The following is a 17682-nucleotide window of genomic DNA, read 5'->3' on the forward strand; positions in this document are numbered from 1 at the left end:
TACGGTACAGTGTTAGAAATGTTACTAACGTAAAGATATATTTAAATGAGTAAAGCTTTTGCTGCTTGGTTTAGCTGGGTTATGCCTGTGGCAGCAACGTTGTTGGCAACGAGCGTAACTGCACCGGTAGTCAGAGCACAAAACCTGTACAATCCGCAGCCGATTTCTCATAGCAAAGAAATTGTTGACACCCTGACTCAGAAAGATATTCCGATCGGGGATGGTGGCTTTGCCCGAGACTATGTAGTAACTCTTGATGCGGGAGACCAAGTTGCCATTGACCTGATCTCAGACAACTTTGACACGATGATCTCTGTGATCGCTTCTGACGGTTCTATGGTAGCGGAAAATGATGATGGACCTGATGGCAGTACTAACTCCTTGCTATTTGCTCGCATTACTGAGACAGATGAGTACATTATCAGGGTGCGTGCCTTTGGCTCAACCGGCGGTGGCAAGTTCAGATTAAAGATAACCAGACTTAAACCAATTTAGGGGGTTAGTGGTCGAGTCGGTAAGTACTCGATAAACTAACAGGTCGTCTTTGACAAAGAATTAGTAAAAGTAATTAGTTAAGGATCAGGGTCAGTAAGCACAGAAACAGGGCTTCTGTCCATTCCACCACTGCTCCGTAAGTGTCTCCAGTATGTCCCCCCAGCTGGCGGTGAAACCAGCCGCCAGTCAGTAGAGCGATCGCACATCCTCCGATGGCCATGGTTAAGGATAACCAAGTATTTGTGGGATCTAGCAACACTGGCACTAGAGATAAACTTAAGACAACGAATAATCCCAAGAGAATATCTTGGGGAATACGTATCCATGGTTTGTGAAATGCCCCTTTACCGGTGGGTTTGAGATAGGGATAAAATGCGATCGCTACTACTTGTCCCCAGCGTCCCCAAGCAGCTGCTCCCATCAAAGCTGCCCACCGATAAGCCCCGATATCAGTTAGGGCAGCGGTTTTGATCAGTAATAGAGTACAGGCTGCCATTGCCCCAAAGGCTCCTGTAGCACTATCTGCCATTACATCTAAACGGCGCTGGGGATCTGGAACTGCTAAACCATCAGCTGTGTCTATCACCCCATCTAAGTGTAATCCTCCAGTCAGGGCAAGCCAGCTGACCACAACTGCAACAGAGCGAGTAAGTGCTGGCATCCCCAACTGTTGCAATAAGATGTCTAATATTATCAGTATTCCCCCAATCAGCAATCCGATGATCGGTGCCCAACGGGCAATCCCCCGAAACTCCATCTCCTGGGTACCTGGTAGAGGTATGCTGGTATAAAAAGTTATAGCACCCCTCAAATAACGGAAAAGTTGACGTCCCCATTGCCTAAATTGTTGTCCAGTGAAATACTTCATGGGTAACTGGTGTTACTGAAATTTATTGAATTTTCCTTTGAGCACCATCGAAAGATTGAGATAGTATTGTGTCATAAGCTGTTGTTATAAGCAGCAAGTTACCTCACCCTATGGCTTAGGTCTCAACAGCAACGGGCTGCTAATCTAGTTAGTTCGTGCCGACCAAAACGGCTCAATCAACATTCCTTGGTCGAAAAGTAGTTGGCAATGGGTTTATCCCATTTGGGGTATAAGCTGTTGGTGTTTACTCAATAAGGGTAAACCCTTAAAAAGTAGTAATCTAGTTGTCTAGATTTGACTAGTTGACTATGAACTATTTAAGGATAAACACCTAACACGCGATTATTCCCTGCATCTATTGGAATTATCTGTTGCTGCTTACTAGGCACGCTTATACGCTTATACCCTTGTATTAACAATTAAGCATGCTTAGATTAGGTATTAAGTACGATAACCATTAACCCAACACCTAACACCTTTATTGTTGGTTTTAACCCGTTGCCGTAGCTGTGTTCTCATCAATTGGTTTCACCTTTAGGTTTGCCTCGCCAATCAATTAAATTAACCAGTTGCATGTCAATATCAGCCCTGAAAAGCATTATAGGCTTTTATCCATGAGTCACCACCAATCTAGACACCAACTCCCAGCTCCTTGCATCATTGAAACTGGCATTATCATCAACAAGCGAGATATGAAACGCTTGCTTGGTGATTTAGGTTGCGTCCGTTACATCCACACTCTCGATGGTCAACTAAAAAACCAGGGGGAAGGGTTAGTTCAGGAAGTATTTGCTGATCCCCATTGCTCTACCCTGATTGCCAATCGGACACTTTACATCAATGTCCATAGTTTTGACTATTTACAACTGAGTCAGTCTCCAGAGCAAGAAGCTTACTTTGACCTAATTAGCGAAAATCGTCAGTTGCGGCTAATTCCCCTGTTGAATCCCTTACAACAAGAGTGTGTTGAGCAACTTCAGGCGGAAGCCCTTGAAGCTATGGTCACACAGGTTCTAAGCGCGAAATGGGATGTGCAAATTGATGATGATGGAGATTGTCCTTTTTAGGTTAGAAGGTTAGAAGGTTAGAAGGTTATAGGTTATAGGTTACAGGTTACAGGTTGATAAATGAAATTCAAGGGTATAAGTATTGGCTTGCTTCAAGTTGGATGCATCGAATACACAATATCAAAGACGCAAGAGTTTCACCTGGGTTAACTGAATTAGACGCTATCGTCTAGTTAACGATATTTCAAGACCTAGATCAACTTGAATCAACAGAAAATTAATTTTTCATTTCAATGTCAGGCTTCCTGTAGCCACACTAAAGCAAGAGCTGGGGTGTTTGTGACCCCCCATGGTGTGGTGGAAACTCCCAGGTTTATGCCAGTAGGCACCCTAGCAACGGTAAAAACTCTAACACCAGCCCAGTTAGAGGTAGCTGGGGCCCAAATGGTTTTGGCTAATACCTATCATCTCCATCTGCAACCAGGAGAAGCCATCATTAAACAAGCGGGTGGGCTGCATCGATTTATGGGTTGGAACGGACCAATCTTGACTGATTCTGGTGGCTTTCAGGTCTTTAGCTTAAGCCAGCTCCGTACTATTACTGAAGAGGGGGTGAGGTTTCGATCTCCTCGGGATGGGCGGATGATTGATATAACCCCAGAACGGTGTATGGAAATTCAGCATGCCTTGGGAGCAGATGTGATCATGGCATTTGATGAGTGTCCCCCCTATCCAGCTGAGCGAACTGAGGTGGAATTAGCAACTCAACGAACCTATCGCTGGCTCAAACGCTGTATTGTTGCTCACAATCGCCCCAATGAACAAGCTTTGTTTGGTATAGTTCAGGGTGGGGTGTACCTAGATTTGCGTCAAAAAGCTGCCGAATCCTTGGTCGAGTTGGATTTACCAGGTTATGCCATTGGTGGTGTCAGTGTAGGGGAACCGCCTGAATTGATTCACCAAATTGTCCAGACAACTGCTCCATTACTGCCATGGCATAAGCCTCGTTATCTGATGGGGGTCGGTACCTACAGGGAAATGGTTTTAGCGATCGCATCTGGGATAGACTTGTTTGACTGCGTTATTCCCACTCGCCTGGGACGTCATGGTACTGCCTTAGTGCAGGGGGAACGCTGGAACTTGAAAAATGCCCGGTTTCGGGAAGATTTTTCCCCCTTAGATGCCAGTTGTCCTTGCTATTGCTGTCAGAATTTCAGTCGTGCTTATCTGAACCATTTAGTGCGATCGCGTGAATCTCTAGGCTATATGTTACTCTCTCACCACAATGTGACTGAGCTAATTCGGTTTACTCAAGCGATCAGGGCAGCCATCTTAAGTGATCAATTCACTACACAATTTGCTCATTGGCTGTTCACTTCATGTTAAGATACATGTCAATTATTAAATCTGTGTTGGAAAGGAAGATTTAAGATATGGAAGCTGCACTCCTGTTAGGAACATTACCCGAAGCTTACTCTATTTTTGGTCCAGTGGTGGACGTTCTACCAGTCATCCCTGTGTTCTTCTTGCTGCTAGCCTTTGTCTGGCAAGCCGCCGTGGGTTTCCGGTAAACTTCTGCCCCGCTAGAAAACCTGTTTGGCTCTAGGGGTTGGTTTTATGGATAAATATTGACAAATTTAGACATATCTCCCAAAAATCTCGCTAGTTGTGTCAGAAGGGAGTAGTACAAACCCAACGGATGAATCCGGGGGTGAGTAACCTCAATACCTGACCAACGTTTGTCTCTGATAAAGACTACGTAATCAATAAGCCCTACGATTCATCCTACCTATGAACCACTTAGGTCATGGTGGGATGATCAGTTGGCAGGGTTGATGATGGTGTAGATTAGTAGTGCGCCTGTAGGAAATATCAACCAGGGATTGAACCGAATAGTGTGGATAAAGCAATCAAAAACCGAAAAGTTGGTGGTAGGATATCCTGTGAGTAGTGAAGCTTGCCGATATCTTGGATAAATACTATCCACTGATGGTTGAGCTGAAATACAGGAAGCTGTTTGTATAGGCTAAGTGCAAATTTTTGCCGTCAAAACTGTCAATGTGGAATTACCCAAGATATTAGTCAGGTGGGCATCAACAATTGGGATAAGGGTGGTTGACCACGGCGAACTTGAAGACAAATTTAATATGCTCCGATTGATAGCTTGACAGAATAATCACGACTTGCTTCCTAAGGAAAAAAAAGCAAAATGGTAGTGTAAGCAACTTCGCTTCCATTGCTTCTGCTCAATCGATTAAATCGATCGGGAAAATAATCAGAGCAACCTTTCGGACTTAGATCAGGGCTAAGAATCAAGGAATGAGTCACTACTCTACAGGGTGATTAAACTGTTAATCGTATGATTAATAGAATCATCAAGGGTGAACATCAAGGGTGATTATTTCTAGTGATAATGATTATATATGAGTGCTCAGCTGGTAAAAGTGGCCACAGAAGAGTCACCAAACAACTCAAAACTTAGCCCCCAGGCGGAAAATCCCTCCCCCCCGCCCCCAAAACCGACGAAAGCTTGGTCGCGGCTGAAACGCTTGGGGGAATATGTTGGGATAAATCCAGCATTGATAGGGAGTTTGGCCGTAACTGGTTTAATGCTAGGGTCTAAGCACCTAGGAATGTTGCAGTTTTTTGAGTTAAAGGCTTTCGACCGGATGATAGAGCTGCGACCAGCTTTACCACCGGATGACCGCCTCTTAGTAGTAGAGGTGACTGAGCCAGATTTAAAAGGCACAACAGCTCCAGGAGGGTCTTCAATCAAAGATGCTGTAATGTATGAGGTATTACAGAAGCTGGAGCAACATCAACCCGCTGTCATTGGTGTCGATATCTTTCGAGACAGTCCAGTAGAACCGGGTCATGGCGAATTTTCTGAACTACTGCAAAGTAGCGATCGCATAATTCCAATTTGCTATCGGGGTCAATCAGAAGCATCCAGTGTTGCAGCCCCCCCAAAAATTTCTCAGCATCGTGTAGGCTTTGTTAATCTACTTGAAGATCCCGATGGAATCGTCCGGCGGGCTCCATTATTTTTTGACAATACCAGTGATAATACCAGCATCGTGGGTTGCACCACCAGATTATCATTCGGCTTTCAGTTAGCCCGAAGCTATTTGGAACAGCGGGGAATCAAGCCCGAAAACATCTCCCGAAAACAGATCAAGCTAGGAAAAACAGTCTATAAAAAGATATCTCCTACTGCTGGAGGTTACCAAAAGGGGGATACGGGAGGCTACCAAATTTTATTGAATTACCGCTCTGCTGATCACCTTGCCGATACCGTTACCTTAACTAAGGTTCTGAATGAGGAGATTGAACCAGACTTGGTCAAAGACCGGATTGTCCTAATCGGTATGAATGCTCCTAGTATCAAAGATGATGACTTCTTAACACCCTACAGTTTTGCTCAAAAAGAAAGCAAGCATATGCAAGGAGTCATGATACATGGTCAAATCGTGAGTCAACTGCTCAGTGGCGCACTTGGAGAGGGAAGAGGACAGTTTTGGTTTTGGTCTGAGTGGACAGAAGGCTTGTGGATTTGGGGTTGGACACTAATAGGGGGCGTGTTAGTTGGGGTAAGCCGCAACACTCGACAGTTAGTACTCTCTGAGAGCATTGCTCTAGGTATTTTGCTCGGAACATCCTACCTGCTATTACTCAACTCAGGATGGATACCTGTTGTGGCACCTGCGTTGGCATTAATCCTTTCGGGTACTGGTGTAATGACTTACACCGGTTACAAGGCTAAACAGGAGAGTATAAAAGCAGAGCAAGAGCGCCGCAAAATTGAAGCAAAAGCTCAAGAACAGGAACAGAACTTAGCCTTGTTACAGGCGTTGTTGAAAGAAAAAAACGAAACCATCTCCAGCACTAACACCAAAACTATACCGATACCACAAACCGATTTATCTCAAGAAGATGCCACAGCAATTTGGAACCCAACAGCAGGTGCAGACCCTGATGGCACATCGGTAGAGTACCGACCCGAACATAACCTCCTAGCTAGACGCTACCAAACTAAGCGTGTTCTTGGTTCGGGTGGGTTTGGTCTAATCCATCTAGCAGAAGATACTCAGCGACCTGGTTCACCCCAGTGTGTGGTCAAGCAATTGAAACCAGCTCGTAGCGATCCGCAATTCTTGAAAATTGCCAGACGCCTATTCCGCACTGAAGCAGAAATATTAGAAATCTTGGGTAATCATTTAAAGATTCCTAGACTACTAGCTTATTTTGAAGAAGATCAAGTATTTTACTTAGTGGAAGAATATATTCCCGGTCAGTCCCTTAGTGACGAATTACCAGTAGATAAACGGCTTGGAGTGAAGGAAGTCGCAGATATACTGAAAGATATTTTAGAAATTCTCGTCTTTATCCACAAATACGGCGTCATCCACCGGGATATCAAACCTGGCAATATTATCCGTCGTCAAACTGATGGTCAACTGGTACTAATTGACTTCGGAGCAGTTAAACAGATTAAAAGCCCAGAGCAAAGTGAGGAAAAAAATGATACGGTTGCCATTGGCTCTCGTGGTTATGCCCCACCAGAGCAATTAGCGGGACACCCCAGTTTCAATAGTGATATTTATGCTTTAGGTATGATTGGGATTCAAGGATTAACTGGAATTCGTCCCTATCATTTGCCCATTTCCCCAGAAACTGGTGAAGTGATCTGGCGCAACCTGGCAGATGTACCTGAAGAATTTGCCCAAATTATAGAAAAGATGGTAAGCTATCATTTCGCTGACAGATACCAGTCAGCTGAGGTAATCCTGCAAGATTTGTCCAAAGTGATTGGTGGTTAAAGGTATGGAGGAAAAAGGGAATAGGGAAGACTATGGAAAAAATACCTTTCACTATGACTACACCTATTACTCATAATATCCAGCAGATTCGTCAAAAGTTAAAGCCTAATGTCCGTTTAATTGCGGTGAGCAAAACCGTATCTGTAGACAAAATGCGGGAAGCCTATGGTGCTGGAATTCGTGATTTTGGAGAAAATCGCTTGCAAGAGGCTTGTGCTAAGCAGGAACAGTTACAAGATTTAGAAGATATTTCCTGGCATTTTATCGGTCACTTACAAAAGAATAAAGCCAAACTTGCTGTTCAAACAATGGACTGGATCCATTCCGTTGATGATTTAAAGTTAGCCCAGAGTTTAAATCGGCGGGCGAATGAGTTAGATAAACGGCCTAAGGTTTGTTTACAACTTAAAATATTGCCCGATCCTAATAAATATGGTTGGTCTGTTGAGCAGTTATTAGAAACGCTACCAGAATTGCAAGCTTGCGATTCCTTAGATATTCAAGGGTTAATGACGATTCTTCCCTTGGGGTTATCAGAAGCTGAAATTTTTGATGCATTTGTAGAAGTTGCTAAATTCAAGGAACAGCTTAATCAAACAACTCAGTTAAATTTAAAAGAAGTGTCAATGGGAATGTCGGGAGATTATTTGCAAGCTATTAAAGCAGGGGCAACGATGATTCGCCTAGGAAGCAAAATTTTCGGAAAACGTCAATAGTTCTTGAGCATTTTTTACGGTATTTTACGGTGCGACGCCGCTCGGGTTTTCCGACAAGCGTGAACGCGCAGCAAGAAACCGGTCAAATTGGCCAAATACTGCCAATTTGGCTACCGTTACCATACCTAAGACCAGACAATAAAGGAGGTCGGAGTTGGATAGGAATAGGTGATCGAATCAATGTTTAACTTGAACTTCGTGGGGTTGGAAACAAATACTACAAATACTAGTGTAATTCTCATAGGTGGCAGTGGCAACGATACTCTCAACGGTGGCTCACAGGATGATACCCTCAAAGGTAGAGCTGGGGATGATATTCTCAATGGTCGAGGAGGTAATGACCGTCTTGAAGGGGAGGAGGATTCGGATACTCTCGATGGTGGAGAGGGTAATGATACCCTGATTGGTGGCTCAGGGAATGATGTCTTTACTGGTGGACCGGGTCCTAGCTTTGGCTTCTTGAATTTGTTTGAGATTAAACAGACATCTGATCATGATTTCCTCGACGGTGGCACAGGAAATGACACGCTCAACGGAGCAGATGGTAATGATACCCTAAAAGGCGGAGCTGGTGATGATTCCCTTTTAGGTGATGTTCGTAGGCGTTTGACTGGAATTCCCATAAACTATAATCCAGGTCGTGACATCCTTGACGGTGGAGACGGAAATGATGTGCTCGAAGGTGGGGGTAGCAGTGATACTCTCATTGGTGGGACTGGCAATGATACCCTGATTGGTGATGGTGATGATCAAAATGTCTTTGGTGGCGGGAATGATTCTCTAATTGGTGGTAATGGTGATGATTCTCTGGTAGGTGGCAACGGAAGCGATACCCTGACTGGTGGTCATGGAGCTGATATATTCCGCTTCACATTTACAAATCGTCCATTACCGATCTTCCCGCCTTCAATGCCTCCATCACAACCGCTACAACCTTCAACGGGAATCAACATAACTGATAGTTTTCTATTATCGAGTAACTCTGACTCGGAAGTTCCACGACCTGAAAGCGGAATTGACAGGATTACCGATTTCAATATCCAACAGGGAGACAGGATTGAAATTGTTAGTTTTGGGGAACTTGATATTGATCAAATCTCCTACAATAAAACTACAGGTGCTCTGTCCTTTGAAGAGCAACAATTTGCTCAACTACAAGCAGGTCTTAATTTCAGTCCAGAGCAGCATATTGATTTACAAGTCTTCCCTCCTCGTTCCTTTGTTGCCCCTCCTCCTAGTGCGTTTTAGACTGTAAGCATTCAGCTATCAGCTATCAGCTATCAGCCAAAGACCTTGGCCTTGGCTTTTGGGCCACGCTACGCGAATGGCCACGCTACGGAAATGGTCAGGCTAGTGTTCGCGCAGCGTGCGCGTAGCGCAATCGGTACTTTTGAATAAAATAAGCTGACCACTGACCACTGACGGCTGACGGCTGACGGCTGACGGCTGAATGCTTACTTTAGGCTAATTTAGTAATTGGTAATTGATAATTGTAATTAGATTAGGATTACCAATTACTAAAATCTTGATTGAATTTTGCCGAGGTCACTAGTTGTTAAGATTTGGTATTCAAGCTGATTTAATATTATGACCTATTCTCTATTAATAATAATTTTATTCGGACAAGGAACACCTTTCTCAAAGTTAGTAATATTAGATAGTGTAGTTTCAGCAATGTTATCGAGGGCATTTTCAGTGAAGAAAGCTTGATGAGCAGTAATAATTACATTAGGAAACGTGAGTAAACGTTCAAAAATATCATCTTGAATGACTTCATTAGACAAATCCTCAAAAAACAAGGCAGATTCTTGCTCATAGACATCCAGAGCGAGATAGCCAATTTTCTTAGACTTGAGCGCACCAATAATGGCTTTGGTATCAATCAATCCCCCTCGGCTAGTATTAATTAGCATCACACCTGGTTTCATCTGCTCTAGAGCTTCGGAATTAATCAGATGATAGTTTTCAGGAGTTAAGGGACAGTGTAGCGTGATAATATCAGAGATAGCAAAGAGTTCAGCTAGCTCTACATACTTGACCCCCAAAGCTTGACACTCCGGGTTTGGATAAGGATCATATGCCACTAATTGACACCCCATACCAGTGAGAATTTGGGCTACGATAACACCAATTTTACCAGTTCCCACGATGCCTACAGTTCGACCATGCATATCGAATCCCAAGAGTCCATCTAGGGAAAAATTTCCTTCTCGTACTCGAGAATAAGCACGATGTATCTTGCGATTCAGGGCTAGCATTAAGCCAATCGTATGTTCAGCGATCGCATAGGGGGAGTAAGCGGGAACACGCACTACTGTCATGTCCAATTCTGTCGCTTTTGTGACATCCACATTATTAAAACCAGCACAGCGTAGAGCAATCAGACGAGTTCCCTGTTGCGCCAGCTTTTCCAACACTTGTCCGTTGAGGGAATCATTGACAAAAACGCATACTGCTGGACATCCTGATGCCAAAATAGTCGTTTGAGTATCGAGGTGCGGTTCAAAAAAAGTTAATTCATGACCGTATTGGGAATTAACAGCTTCCAGAAACTGTCGGTCGTAGACTTTGGTACTAAAGACAGCGACTTTCATAGAGGTAATGCCAAAACCAGCTTAATTAAATTGTAGATAAAAATTTAAAGAGTAGGTTTAAAGAAAAGGTTAATTTTATGGCAAGCATTTAACATTCAGCTCTCAGGGGTCATGTCAATGCTTACCTTCTCTTTTATTTCTTTGAAGTTTAACACAGAACAGTGGTAGAGATTGACACCAATTACCACAGTCTTAAATTAAGTTAAAGGATTAACAAATAATGAGTATAGTGAGCTATAAACAATAGCTTGGATGCCTAGCAAAAATGATTGAGTCACATCTGGTTGCTTTGCAATCCGTTCATGATAGTTTTGATGCTCCCAGCTGTCAACAACAAAGGAAGAATTAATCTTCTTAGGTGCGCTTTCCGTGATGGTGAGGGATTGCTCGCCATCACGGGTCGCACCTCTGCATCGCTGGATGAGGATTATTAATTATCGACAAACGTAAATTTGTAAACCTCTTAAAGGAGATTTGTCCATGGCAACTGTCAAAGTGGGTATCAATGGATTTGGTCGTATCGGACGACTCGTATTCCGTGCTGCCCTCAACTACCCAGAAATCGAAGTGCTGGGCATTAATGACCTAGTTCCACCACAGACTATCGCCTATTTACTCAAATACGACTCAACCCATGGTCGTTTCAAGGGTACCGTAGAAGCTGAAGCTGATGGAATTGTGGTCAATGGCAAGAAAATCCCCTGTGTCTCAATTAAAAACCCAGAGGAGCTGCCTTGGACGAAACTCGGTGTGGAATATGTAGTAGAATCTACGGGTCTATTTACCACCTATGATGGGGCATCTAAGCATTTACAAGCGGGAGCGAAGCGGGTGGTAATCTCTGCTCCTACTAAAAACCCTGATTTGGTTCCCACCCTGTTGATGGGTGTCAATCACGATACCTATGACCCGGCTAAAGATAGTATCGTTTCCAATGCCAGTTGCACAACTAACTGTCTTGCTCCCATTGCTAAAGTGATTAATGACAATTTTGGGCTAGCGGAAGGGTTAATGACTACGGTCCATGCCATGACTGCTACCCAGCCAACGGTAGATGGTCCAAGTAAGAAAGACTTTCGGGGGGGGCGGAGTGCTGCTCAGAACATTATCCCCGCTTCTACGGGTGCGGCCAAAGCTGTAACGCTAGTGTTACCGGAACTGAAAGGTAAACTTACGGGGATGGCATTACGGGTACCAACACCGGATGTATCAGTGGTAGATTTGACCTTCAGGACTCAAAAGGCAACCAGCTACCCAGAGATTTGTGCAGCAATGAAGGCAGCGTCAGTTGGGGCGATGAAAGGAATTTTGGGCTATACAGAGGAGCCAGTGGTGTCCACCGATTTTCAAGGAGACCCTCATTCAAGCATTTTCGATGCTGGAGCCGGAATGGAACTTAATTCTAATTTCTTTAAAGTTGTCTGTTGGTACGACAATGAGTGGGGTTACTCTAACCGCATGATTGACCTAATCTTATCTATGGCAGCTAAAGGTTAGGTCGCCCGTAGCAGCTAGCACAGGGAAAGGAAAAGTCAGTAACTACTTTCCCTGACTAGAAACTGGAGAAGGGGAAGAGGCAGAACAGACTCGAAGATACCCCAAGTTGGGAAAGACCAAACTTTCTCGTATCCCAGAAATAGTAAAGCAGATGCGATTCGGCCTTCGCGCAGCGTGGCCTACGGCCACAGCCGACGCTACGCTCCGGAAGCGAAGCTTCCGCGCTTATGCGATTGACATGCATGTCACGCTACGCGAACGCATCTGCTGACTAGGTTTGAAACTAATGAACTATTGGTGATTAAGTAAAGGAAAGTATTTTCCTTGCCGATACTCCCAAGTTATGCCCTCTGGATCCCGAGAGCGACTCCACTGGCTGAAGTTTGGTTCAGTGCGCATCCTCTTGAGTAACCTGTCCCCACAACGGAAGCGATCGCAGATCTGTTTGACACTGTAGGGTTCTACTGAAATCCCCTGGGATGACCCATTAGTGGTGGCAGTAGTCTCCTCGATCTCAGGTTCAAAGGTGGCTGATGATTCTTGATTAACCTGATTAAGCTGATCAACTAAAGGAAAGTATTTTCCTTGCCGATACTCCCAAGTTATGCCCTCGGGATCCCGAGAGCGACTCCACTGGCTGAAGTTTGGCTCAGTGCGCATCCTCTTGAGTAACCTATCCCCGCAACGGAAGCGATCGCACATCTGTTTGACACTGTAGGGTTTTACTAAAATACCCTGGGATGACCCATTAGTCGTGGGAGTAGTCTCATCGCTATCAGGTTCAAAGGTGTCTGATGATTCTTGATGAACCTGATTAAGCTGATCAACTAAAGGAAAATATTTTCCTTTCCGATACTCCCAAGTGATGCCCTCGGGATCCCGAGAGCGACTCCACTGGCTGAAGTTGGGCTCAGTGCGCATCCTCTTGAGTAACCTATCCCCACAACGGAAGCGATCGCACATCTGTTTGACACTGTAGGGTTCTACTGAAAAACCCTGGGATGACCCATTAGTGGTGGCAGTAGTCTCCTCTATTTCAGGTTCAAAGGTGTTTGATGATTCTTGATCAACCTGATTAAGCTGATCAACTAAAGGAAAGTATTTTCCTTGCCGATACTCCCAAGTGATGCCCTCGGGATCCCGAGAGCGACTCCACTGGCTGAAGTTTGGCTCAGTGCGCATCCTCTTGAGTAACCTATCCCCGCAACGGAAGCGATCGCACATCTTCTTCACACTGTAGGGTTCTACTGAAATCCCCTGGGATGACCCATTAGTCGTGGGGGTAGTCTCCTCTATTTCAGGTTCAGAGGTGGCTGATGATTCCTGATTAACCTGATTAAGTAAAGGAAAATATTTTCCTTGCCGATACTCCCAAGTTATGCCCTCGGGATCCCGAGAGCTACTCCACTGGCTGAAGTTTGGGTCAGTGCGCATCCTCTTGAGTAACCTGTCCCCACACCGGAAGCGATCGCACATCTTCTTCACACTGTAGGGTTCTACTAAAAGTAGCTCTGATGAAGATTTAGCAGGAGTAATCTTCTTTTTAGCAGAGGTAGCTGATGGAAATGCTGTGGTGATATCGCCAGCTGGTAGAGCTTCGACGATATAATCTGCCAACGGCACCTCCTGGCTGTAAACCCCTTTAGTTGTGTGATACTTGATGATGCTTTCCCCGCTAAACCAATCTAGGGCTGTCCTCACGAAAAGCCACCCAGCTTGGGGGGACTTCTCCAGACATACTGGTGTCTTCTGCCCACTGGTAAGATTCACCAAGTTGTGTGTTGGCTTGAACATCCCCTTTTCGGGTATATACAGCTCATCTTGCTGACGTTTCCGCCTCGGACTACATTCGAGACAGTATTTAGGAGGCTTACCAGGATAGCACTCACGAGTAGTCATATGATTGCATTTGGGGCAAAAAAAGGTAACTGGACGGGTATGGATCGTACGAGTGTGAGCACGCACGATAAAGGTTTGAGAAGGCATAAGTGGTCAAGATATCAATAGTTATCTAGCAAAAGTTATCAAGCAACCTGAGTGTGATATAGTTGTTCTGGTGCCGACAGCAATTCTAGGTATATCCCTAGGCAGTAGCTGCCGTAACTAGATCATCTCTATCATCTAGAGTAAGCATTTCTGCTGGTTTGATGATCTTAGGCAAAACTTCGTCAGCAATAACTAAACTCCTAAATAGTTAATACTGATCGCTTTTGCTGGCATCAGCTATTTTTGATAAAGTTTAGTATGCTGCTAACGTTACACAATAGCAGATTCAGGCTAAATCCGTGATACTACTAGAATCGAGATTAATATTTGATTGTGCGATCGCACAATTGCGACCTTGTATTTGTGAGCCGATTTCCAACTCTCCTAACCCTCCAAAGTCCGAACTGTAAGCACCTGGGGTGGTGTCGAATCCGGGGGATAGAGAAAATCCACCTGTAGCTGCCTAACTTCTTCAGGGGCTAAATTCAACGTCACCAATGGATGCCCTGGCTGTCCTCGTCGCTGCACTAAATGCACATAGCGCGTCTGAGCCTTTCGATCATCATCATCATAATTTATTCTGAGTGTACCCCGAAAGAACACGTTTTCAACCCGTGGGTTCAAAAACAGCAGTCGATCAGTACCCCCCTCATCCTTCAATGGCGTTTGCAGCGATACCGTCACCGTTTGGGGTTGATTAGTAGTATTCTTCAATGGTAAAGTTATATTGTATTCTACCCCATAATTACTGTGGGCAAAGTAGGCCGTATCGGCATAGCGCCTTAACATCGGTGCACTTTGAATTTGCCCTGTACTCAGAGTAATCAGATGTAGAGTCCCCACCACATAAGAAAATGCCTGCCCTAGCTGAGGAATACTCAAATAGTTAACATTTGGATTATCTTGAATCAGCACTTGCCATTGAGAACCTTGGGAAACACCAGCCACCCGACCAAACACCGTCGGTTCTTGAGGTGGTTCGAGAGGAGTGGGTATTGGTCCACGGGGTTGAGCTAAGCCGCCCGTATCCAGTAAGTCTTGCCATTCTGCTACCGTAGGTTCCCGATAGATTCCATTGCCATCACGAGGGGCTTTCATCGCTAAGTTAGCCACATAGACCATCCCATCACTCCGTAACCGCATCATGGTAGAACGACCATTAGAAGCTGGTGATCGTTTAACTGGAATTGGCTGATTCATTAACATTTGGCTTTGTTTTGCCTTCAGCACCAGTTTGGCGGGAAATAGTTCTTGGAGAATTCCCCTGAGTACATCATTCATTGTCCGACTGCCAGGACCAGCATAGACTGTACCATTGGGATTATCCACCATATCCGGCAACGAGATAAACGGTGCATCTGGGGTAGACAGATAACTCGCCCCTTGCAAGACCTCCACTGTAACAGGTGTTTCATTGGGATTATAAACTATCAATCCTTGATAAAGGGGATGGGTTTCCGCCTGAGTCTCTGCTCTAGCAATATGGTGGGTAAAGATATCAAACCGTCCATTAAAGCCATAATCAAGGTGGGCTGAAGGAACTTGTTTCCCTTCCGGTGAAAACGTAGACAGCAAAATTCCCTCACTTCTGACTAGTTCTGGACTATTGCTATTAAATACAGGCACCTGATCCAATTGCCCTGGTAAACTACGAACATCATCAGAAGAGACTTCCACTCCAGCAATATACTGAGGTGGAACAGCATAGATGTTTAACGCCCGACACAGCAAAGCCGCTACTTCACCACGGGTAGCACTCTGATTTGGTTTGACCTGTTTGATATTGGGATAGTTAACCACAATAGTATTAATTGCTGCGGATGCGATCGCATTTTTAGCATACTGGGGAATCTGGGTAGCATCAGTAAAATACCGTTTGAGAGTTCCATCGGGTTCTGACGGGATAGGATAATTCTTGGCTCCTGCTAAAACGGCGATCGCTTGCACTCGAGAAATGGACTCATTCGGTTTAAATCGTCTGCCAGGATAGCCCGAAAAAAATCTTCGCTTGTAGGCATCTTGAATCACCTTTTTGGCCCAATGATTACTAGGTACGTCCTTAAAACGAATACCACCCCGCTGAATCGGTGCTGAGGGAAACGCATTCAGCATTAAGACGGCAAACTCAGCGCGGGTAATTCTAAAATTAGGACGAAATTTACCATCCGGGTAACCACTGACCAACTTACGCTCCCGCAGTTGGTTGATACAATCTCTCGCCCAATGATTTTCTAGGTCAGGGAAAGTAGCGGTATTGGTCATCAGTAGTAGTATTTAGTCTAAACTGCTTGAGTCTGGGCAACTAACTTGAAATTTTTTACTTCAAGCCCACGATCAGTTCTATTTATGATAATGTTGGTCAATTAACCGGGGTGTTATCCCCTTTAACAACATACTCAACATAGTCCCTATGTATGTTGCTAACATAAATTTCATAATAAAACAATAAAAACTACGATTGGTTCAATGACTGACAATTCTAAAATCCAAGACGAACAAAACTCGGAAGAGGAGCCGACGGTAGACTCTTCCCAAGATAACCTAGAGGAAAAAGTTATCAAGCCATCAGTTCTAGAAACTATTCCGGTTGCTCCAGAGGGCTTTAAGTCTGGCTTTGTGGCGATTGTGGGACGCCCGAATGTGGGGAAATCCACACTGATGAATAAACTGGTAGGGCAAAAAATTGCCATCACTTCGCCAGTGGCTCAAACCACCCGAAATCGGCTGCGAGGTATCTTGACCACACCGGAAGCTCAGTTGATTTTTGTAGATACGCCAGGGATTCACAAACCTCATCATCAACTGGGTAAGGTATTGGTGAAAAACGCCCAAATAGCCATTGAGTTAGTGGATGTGGTGCTGTTGGTGGTGGATAGTACGGTGGAGGCGGGAGGAGGCGATCGCTTTATTGTTGATCTACTGAGCCATACCAAGACACCAGTAATTTTGGGTGTTAACAAATCAGATATACAACCTCGACAGAGTAGGGGAGAATCAATCGATGCTAGTTACGCTAAACTAGCTACTGCTCAAGGCTGGGAAGTCGTCAAATTTTCTGCCCTAACAGGTAATAACTTAGACCTATTGCAGCAGAAATTAATTGAATGCTTAGAACCAGGGCCATATTATTATCCCCCTGACTTCTTAACTGACCAGCCAGAACGGTTTATCATGGGGGAATTGATTCGAGAGCAAATCTTACTTCTAACTCGTGAGGAAGTCCCCCACTCGGTTGCTATTACTATTGATTTAGTAGAGGAGCAACCAAAAATTACCCGTATTTTTGCTACGATTAATGTAGAGAGAGACTCCCAAAAAGGTATTCTGATTGGCAAAAAGGGTACTATGCTCAAACAAATTGGTACTGCGGCCCGCCAGCAACTTCAAAAGTTAGTTGCTGGTCAAGTTTACCTGGAATTGTTTGTGAAAGTAAAACCGAAATGGCGACAATCTCGCTTACGGTTATTAGAGTTGGGATATCGGGTGGAGAAGTAATAGTAATTACGCTATTATATAGCAATTATACGACTTATGAGGTACAAATTTATGGTTTTTAGGGAGCAGGGAGCAGGGATTATCTACGTCGGTGGCGGTGAAAAAACGGTGCGCGGGAACGTTTCGCACGGCTACGGCATTTGGAAATCTTTTGATGCGGGAAAAACCTGGAAGCATCTTGGGCTAAAGGACTCTCGCCGCATC

Annotated in this window: 13 protein-coding genes; 9 read left to right on the forward strand and 4 right to left on the reverse strand. The window is 44.6% G+C overall.

The features are described from left to right. The first annotated feature begins 45 nt into the window (after positions 1-45). Positions 46-495: a PPC domain-containing protein gene (locus F6J94_RS04465; protein WP_293024360.1), complete on the forward strand. Its 450-nt coding sequence runs from the start codon at positions 46-48 to the stop codon at positions 493-495. Between the two features lie 73 nt (positions 496-568). Here F6J94_RS04465 and cobS read toward each other — a convergent pair whose 3' ends face one another. Further along, on the reverse strand, positions 569-1363 hold the full coding sequence (cobS, locus tag F6J94_RS04470) for an adenosylcobinamide-GDP ribazoletransferase (RefSeq protein ID WP_293037270.1): 795 nt from the start codon (positions 1361-1363) through the stop codon (positions 569-571). 614 nt (positions 1364-1977) lie between these two features. Between cobS and F6J94_RS04475 the strand changes: the two genes are divergently transcribed. The 6 genes from F6J94_RS04475 to F6J94_RS04500 all read left to right on the forward strand — a co-directional run bounded on the left by F6J94_RS04475 (position 1978) and on the right by F6J94_RS04500 (position 9154). Further along, positions 1978-2430, forward strand: coding sequence for a hypothetical protein (locus F6J94_RS04475; RefSeq protein ID WP_293024356.1), 453 nt, complete (start codon positions 1978-1980; stop codon positions 2428-2430). Positions 2431-2631: 201 nt separating this feature from the next. After that, on the forward strand, positions 2632-3756 hold the full coding sequence (tgt, locus tag F6J94_RS04480) for a tRNA guanosine(34) transglycosylase Tgt (protein WP_293037274.1): 1125 nt from the start codon (positions 2632-2634) through the stop codon (positions 3754-3756). A 47-nt stretch (positions 3757-3803) separates the two neighbouring features. Continuing rightward, positions 3804-3941, forward strand: a complete 138-nt coding sequence (locus F6J94_RS04485; protein WP_008177837.1) for a photosystem II reaction center protein K — start codon at positions 3804-3806, stop codon at positions 3939-3941. A gap of 852 nt (positions 3942-4793) precedes the next feature. Then, positions 4794-7190 (forward strand): CHASE2 domain-containing serine/threonine-protein kinase, encoded by a 2397-nt coding sequence (locus F6J94_RS04490; RefSeq protein WP_293037277.1) that lies wholly within the window; start codon positions 4794-4796, stop codon positions 7188-7190. Positions 7191-7222: 32 nt separating this feature from the next. Further along, positions 7223-7906 (forward strand): YggS family pyridoxal phosphate-dependent enzyme, encoded by a 684-nt coding sequence (locus F6J94_RS04495; RefSeq protein ID WP_293037280.1) that lies wholly within the window; start codon positions 7223-7225, stop codon positions 7904-7906. A gap of 204 nt (positions 7907-8110) precedes the next feature. Continuing rightward, positions 8111-9154, forward strand: coding sequence for a calcium-binding protein (locus F6J94_RS04500; RefSeq protein ID WP_293037283.1), 1044 nt, complete (start codon positions 8111-8113; stop codon positions 9152-9154). Between the two features lie 344 nt (positions 9155-9498). On the opposite strand, the gene F6J94_RS04505 is transcribed toward F6J94_RS04500, so the two are convergent. Beyond that, positions 9499-10500: a 2-hydroxyacid dehydrogenase gene (locus F6J94_RS04505; RefSeq protein WP_075903476.1), complete on the reverse strand. Its 1002-nt coding sequence runs from the start codon at positions 10498-10500 to the stop codon at positions 9499-9501. Positions 10501-10980: 480 nt separating this feature from the next. On the opposite strand from F6J94_RS04505, the gene gap reads away from it, so the two are divergent. Then, complete coding sequence (gene gap / locus F6J94_RS04510) at positions 10981-11997, forward strand: type I glyceraldehyde-3-phosphate dehydrogenase (protein ID WP_293037286.1); 1017 nt, start codon at positions 10981-10983, stop codon at positions 11995-11997. Between the two features lie 291 nt (positions 11998-12288). On the opposite strand, the gene F6J94_RS04515 is transcribed toward gap, so the two are convergent. Together F6J94_RS04515 and F6J94_RS04520 are read right to left on the reverse strand one after the other, a co-directional pair. Then, a complete protein-coding gene (locus F6J94_RS04515) occupies positions 12289-13983 on the reverse strand; it encodes a hypothetical protein (RefSeq protein ID WP_293037289.1) in 1695 nt (564 codons plus the stop codon). 384 nt (positions 13984-14367) lie between these two features. Further along, positions 14368-16245 carry a DUF3370 family protein gene (locus F6J94_RS04520; protein WP_293037292.1) on the reverse strand — a complete coding sequence of 626 codons (1878 nt, stop codon included), beginning with the start codon at positions 16243-16245 and terminating at the stop codon, positions 14368-14370. 204 nt (positions 16246-16449) lie between these two features. On the opposite strand from F6J94_RS04520, the gene era reads away from it, so the two are divergent. Further along, a complete protein-coding gene (gene era / locus F6J94_RS04525; protein WP_293037295.1) occupies positions 16450-17478 on the forward strand; it encodes a GTPase Era in 1029 nt (342 codons plus the stop codon). Positions 17479-17682: the final 204 nt, after the last annotated feature.

It is taken from the genome of Moorena sp. SIO1F2, from assembly GCF_010672755.1.
Lineage (GTDB): Bacteria > Cyanobacteriota > Cyanobacteriia > Cyanobacteriales > Coleofasciculaceae > Moorena.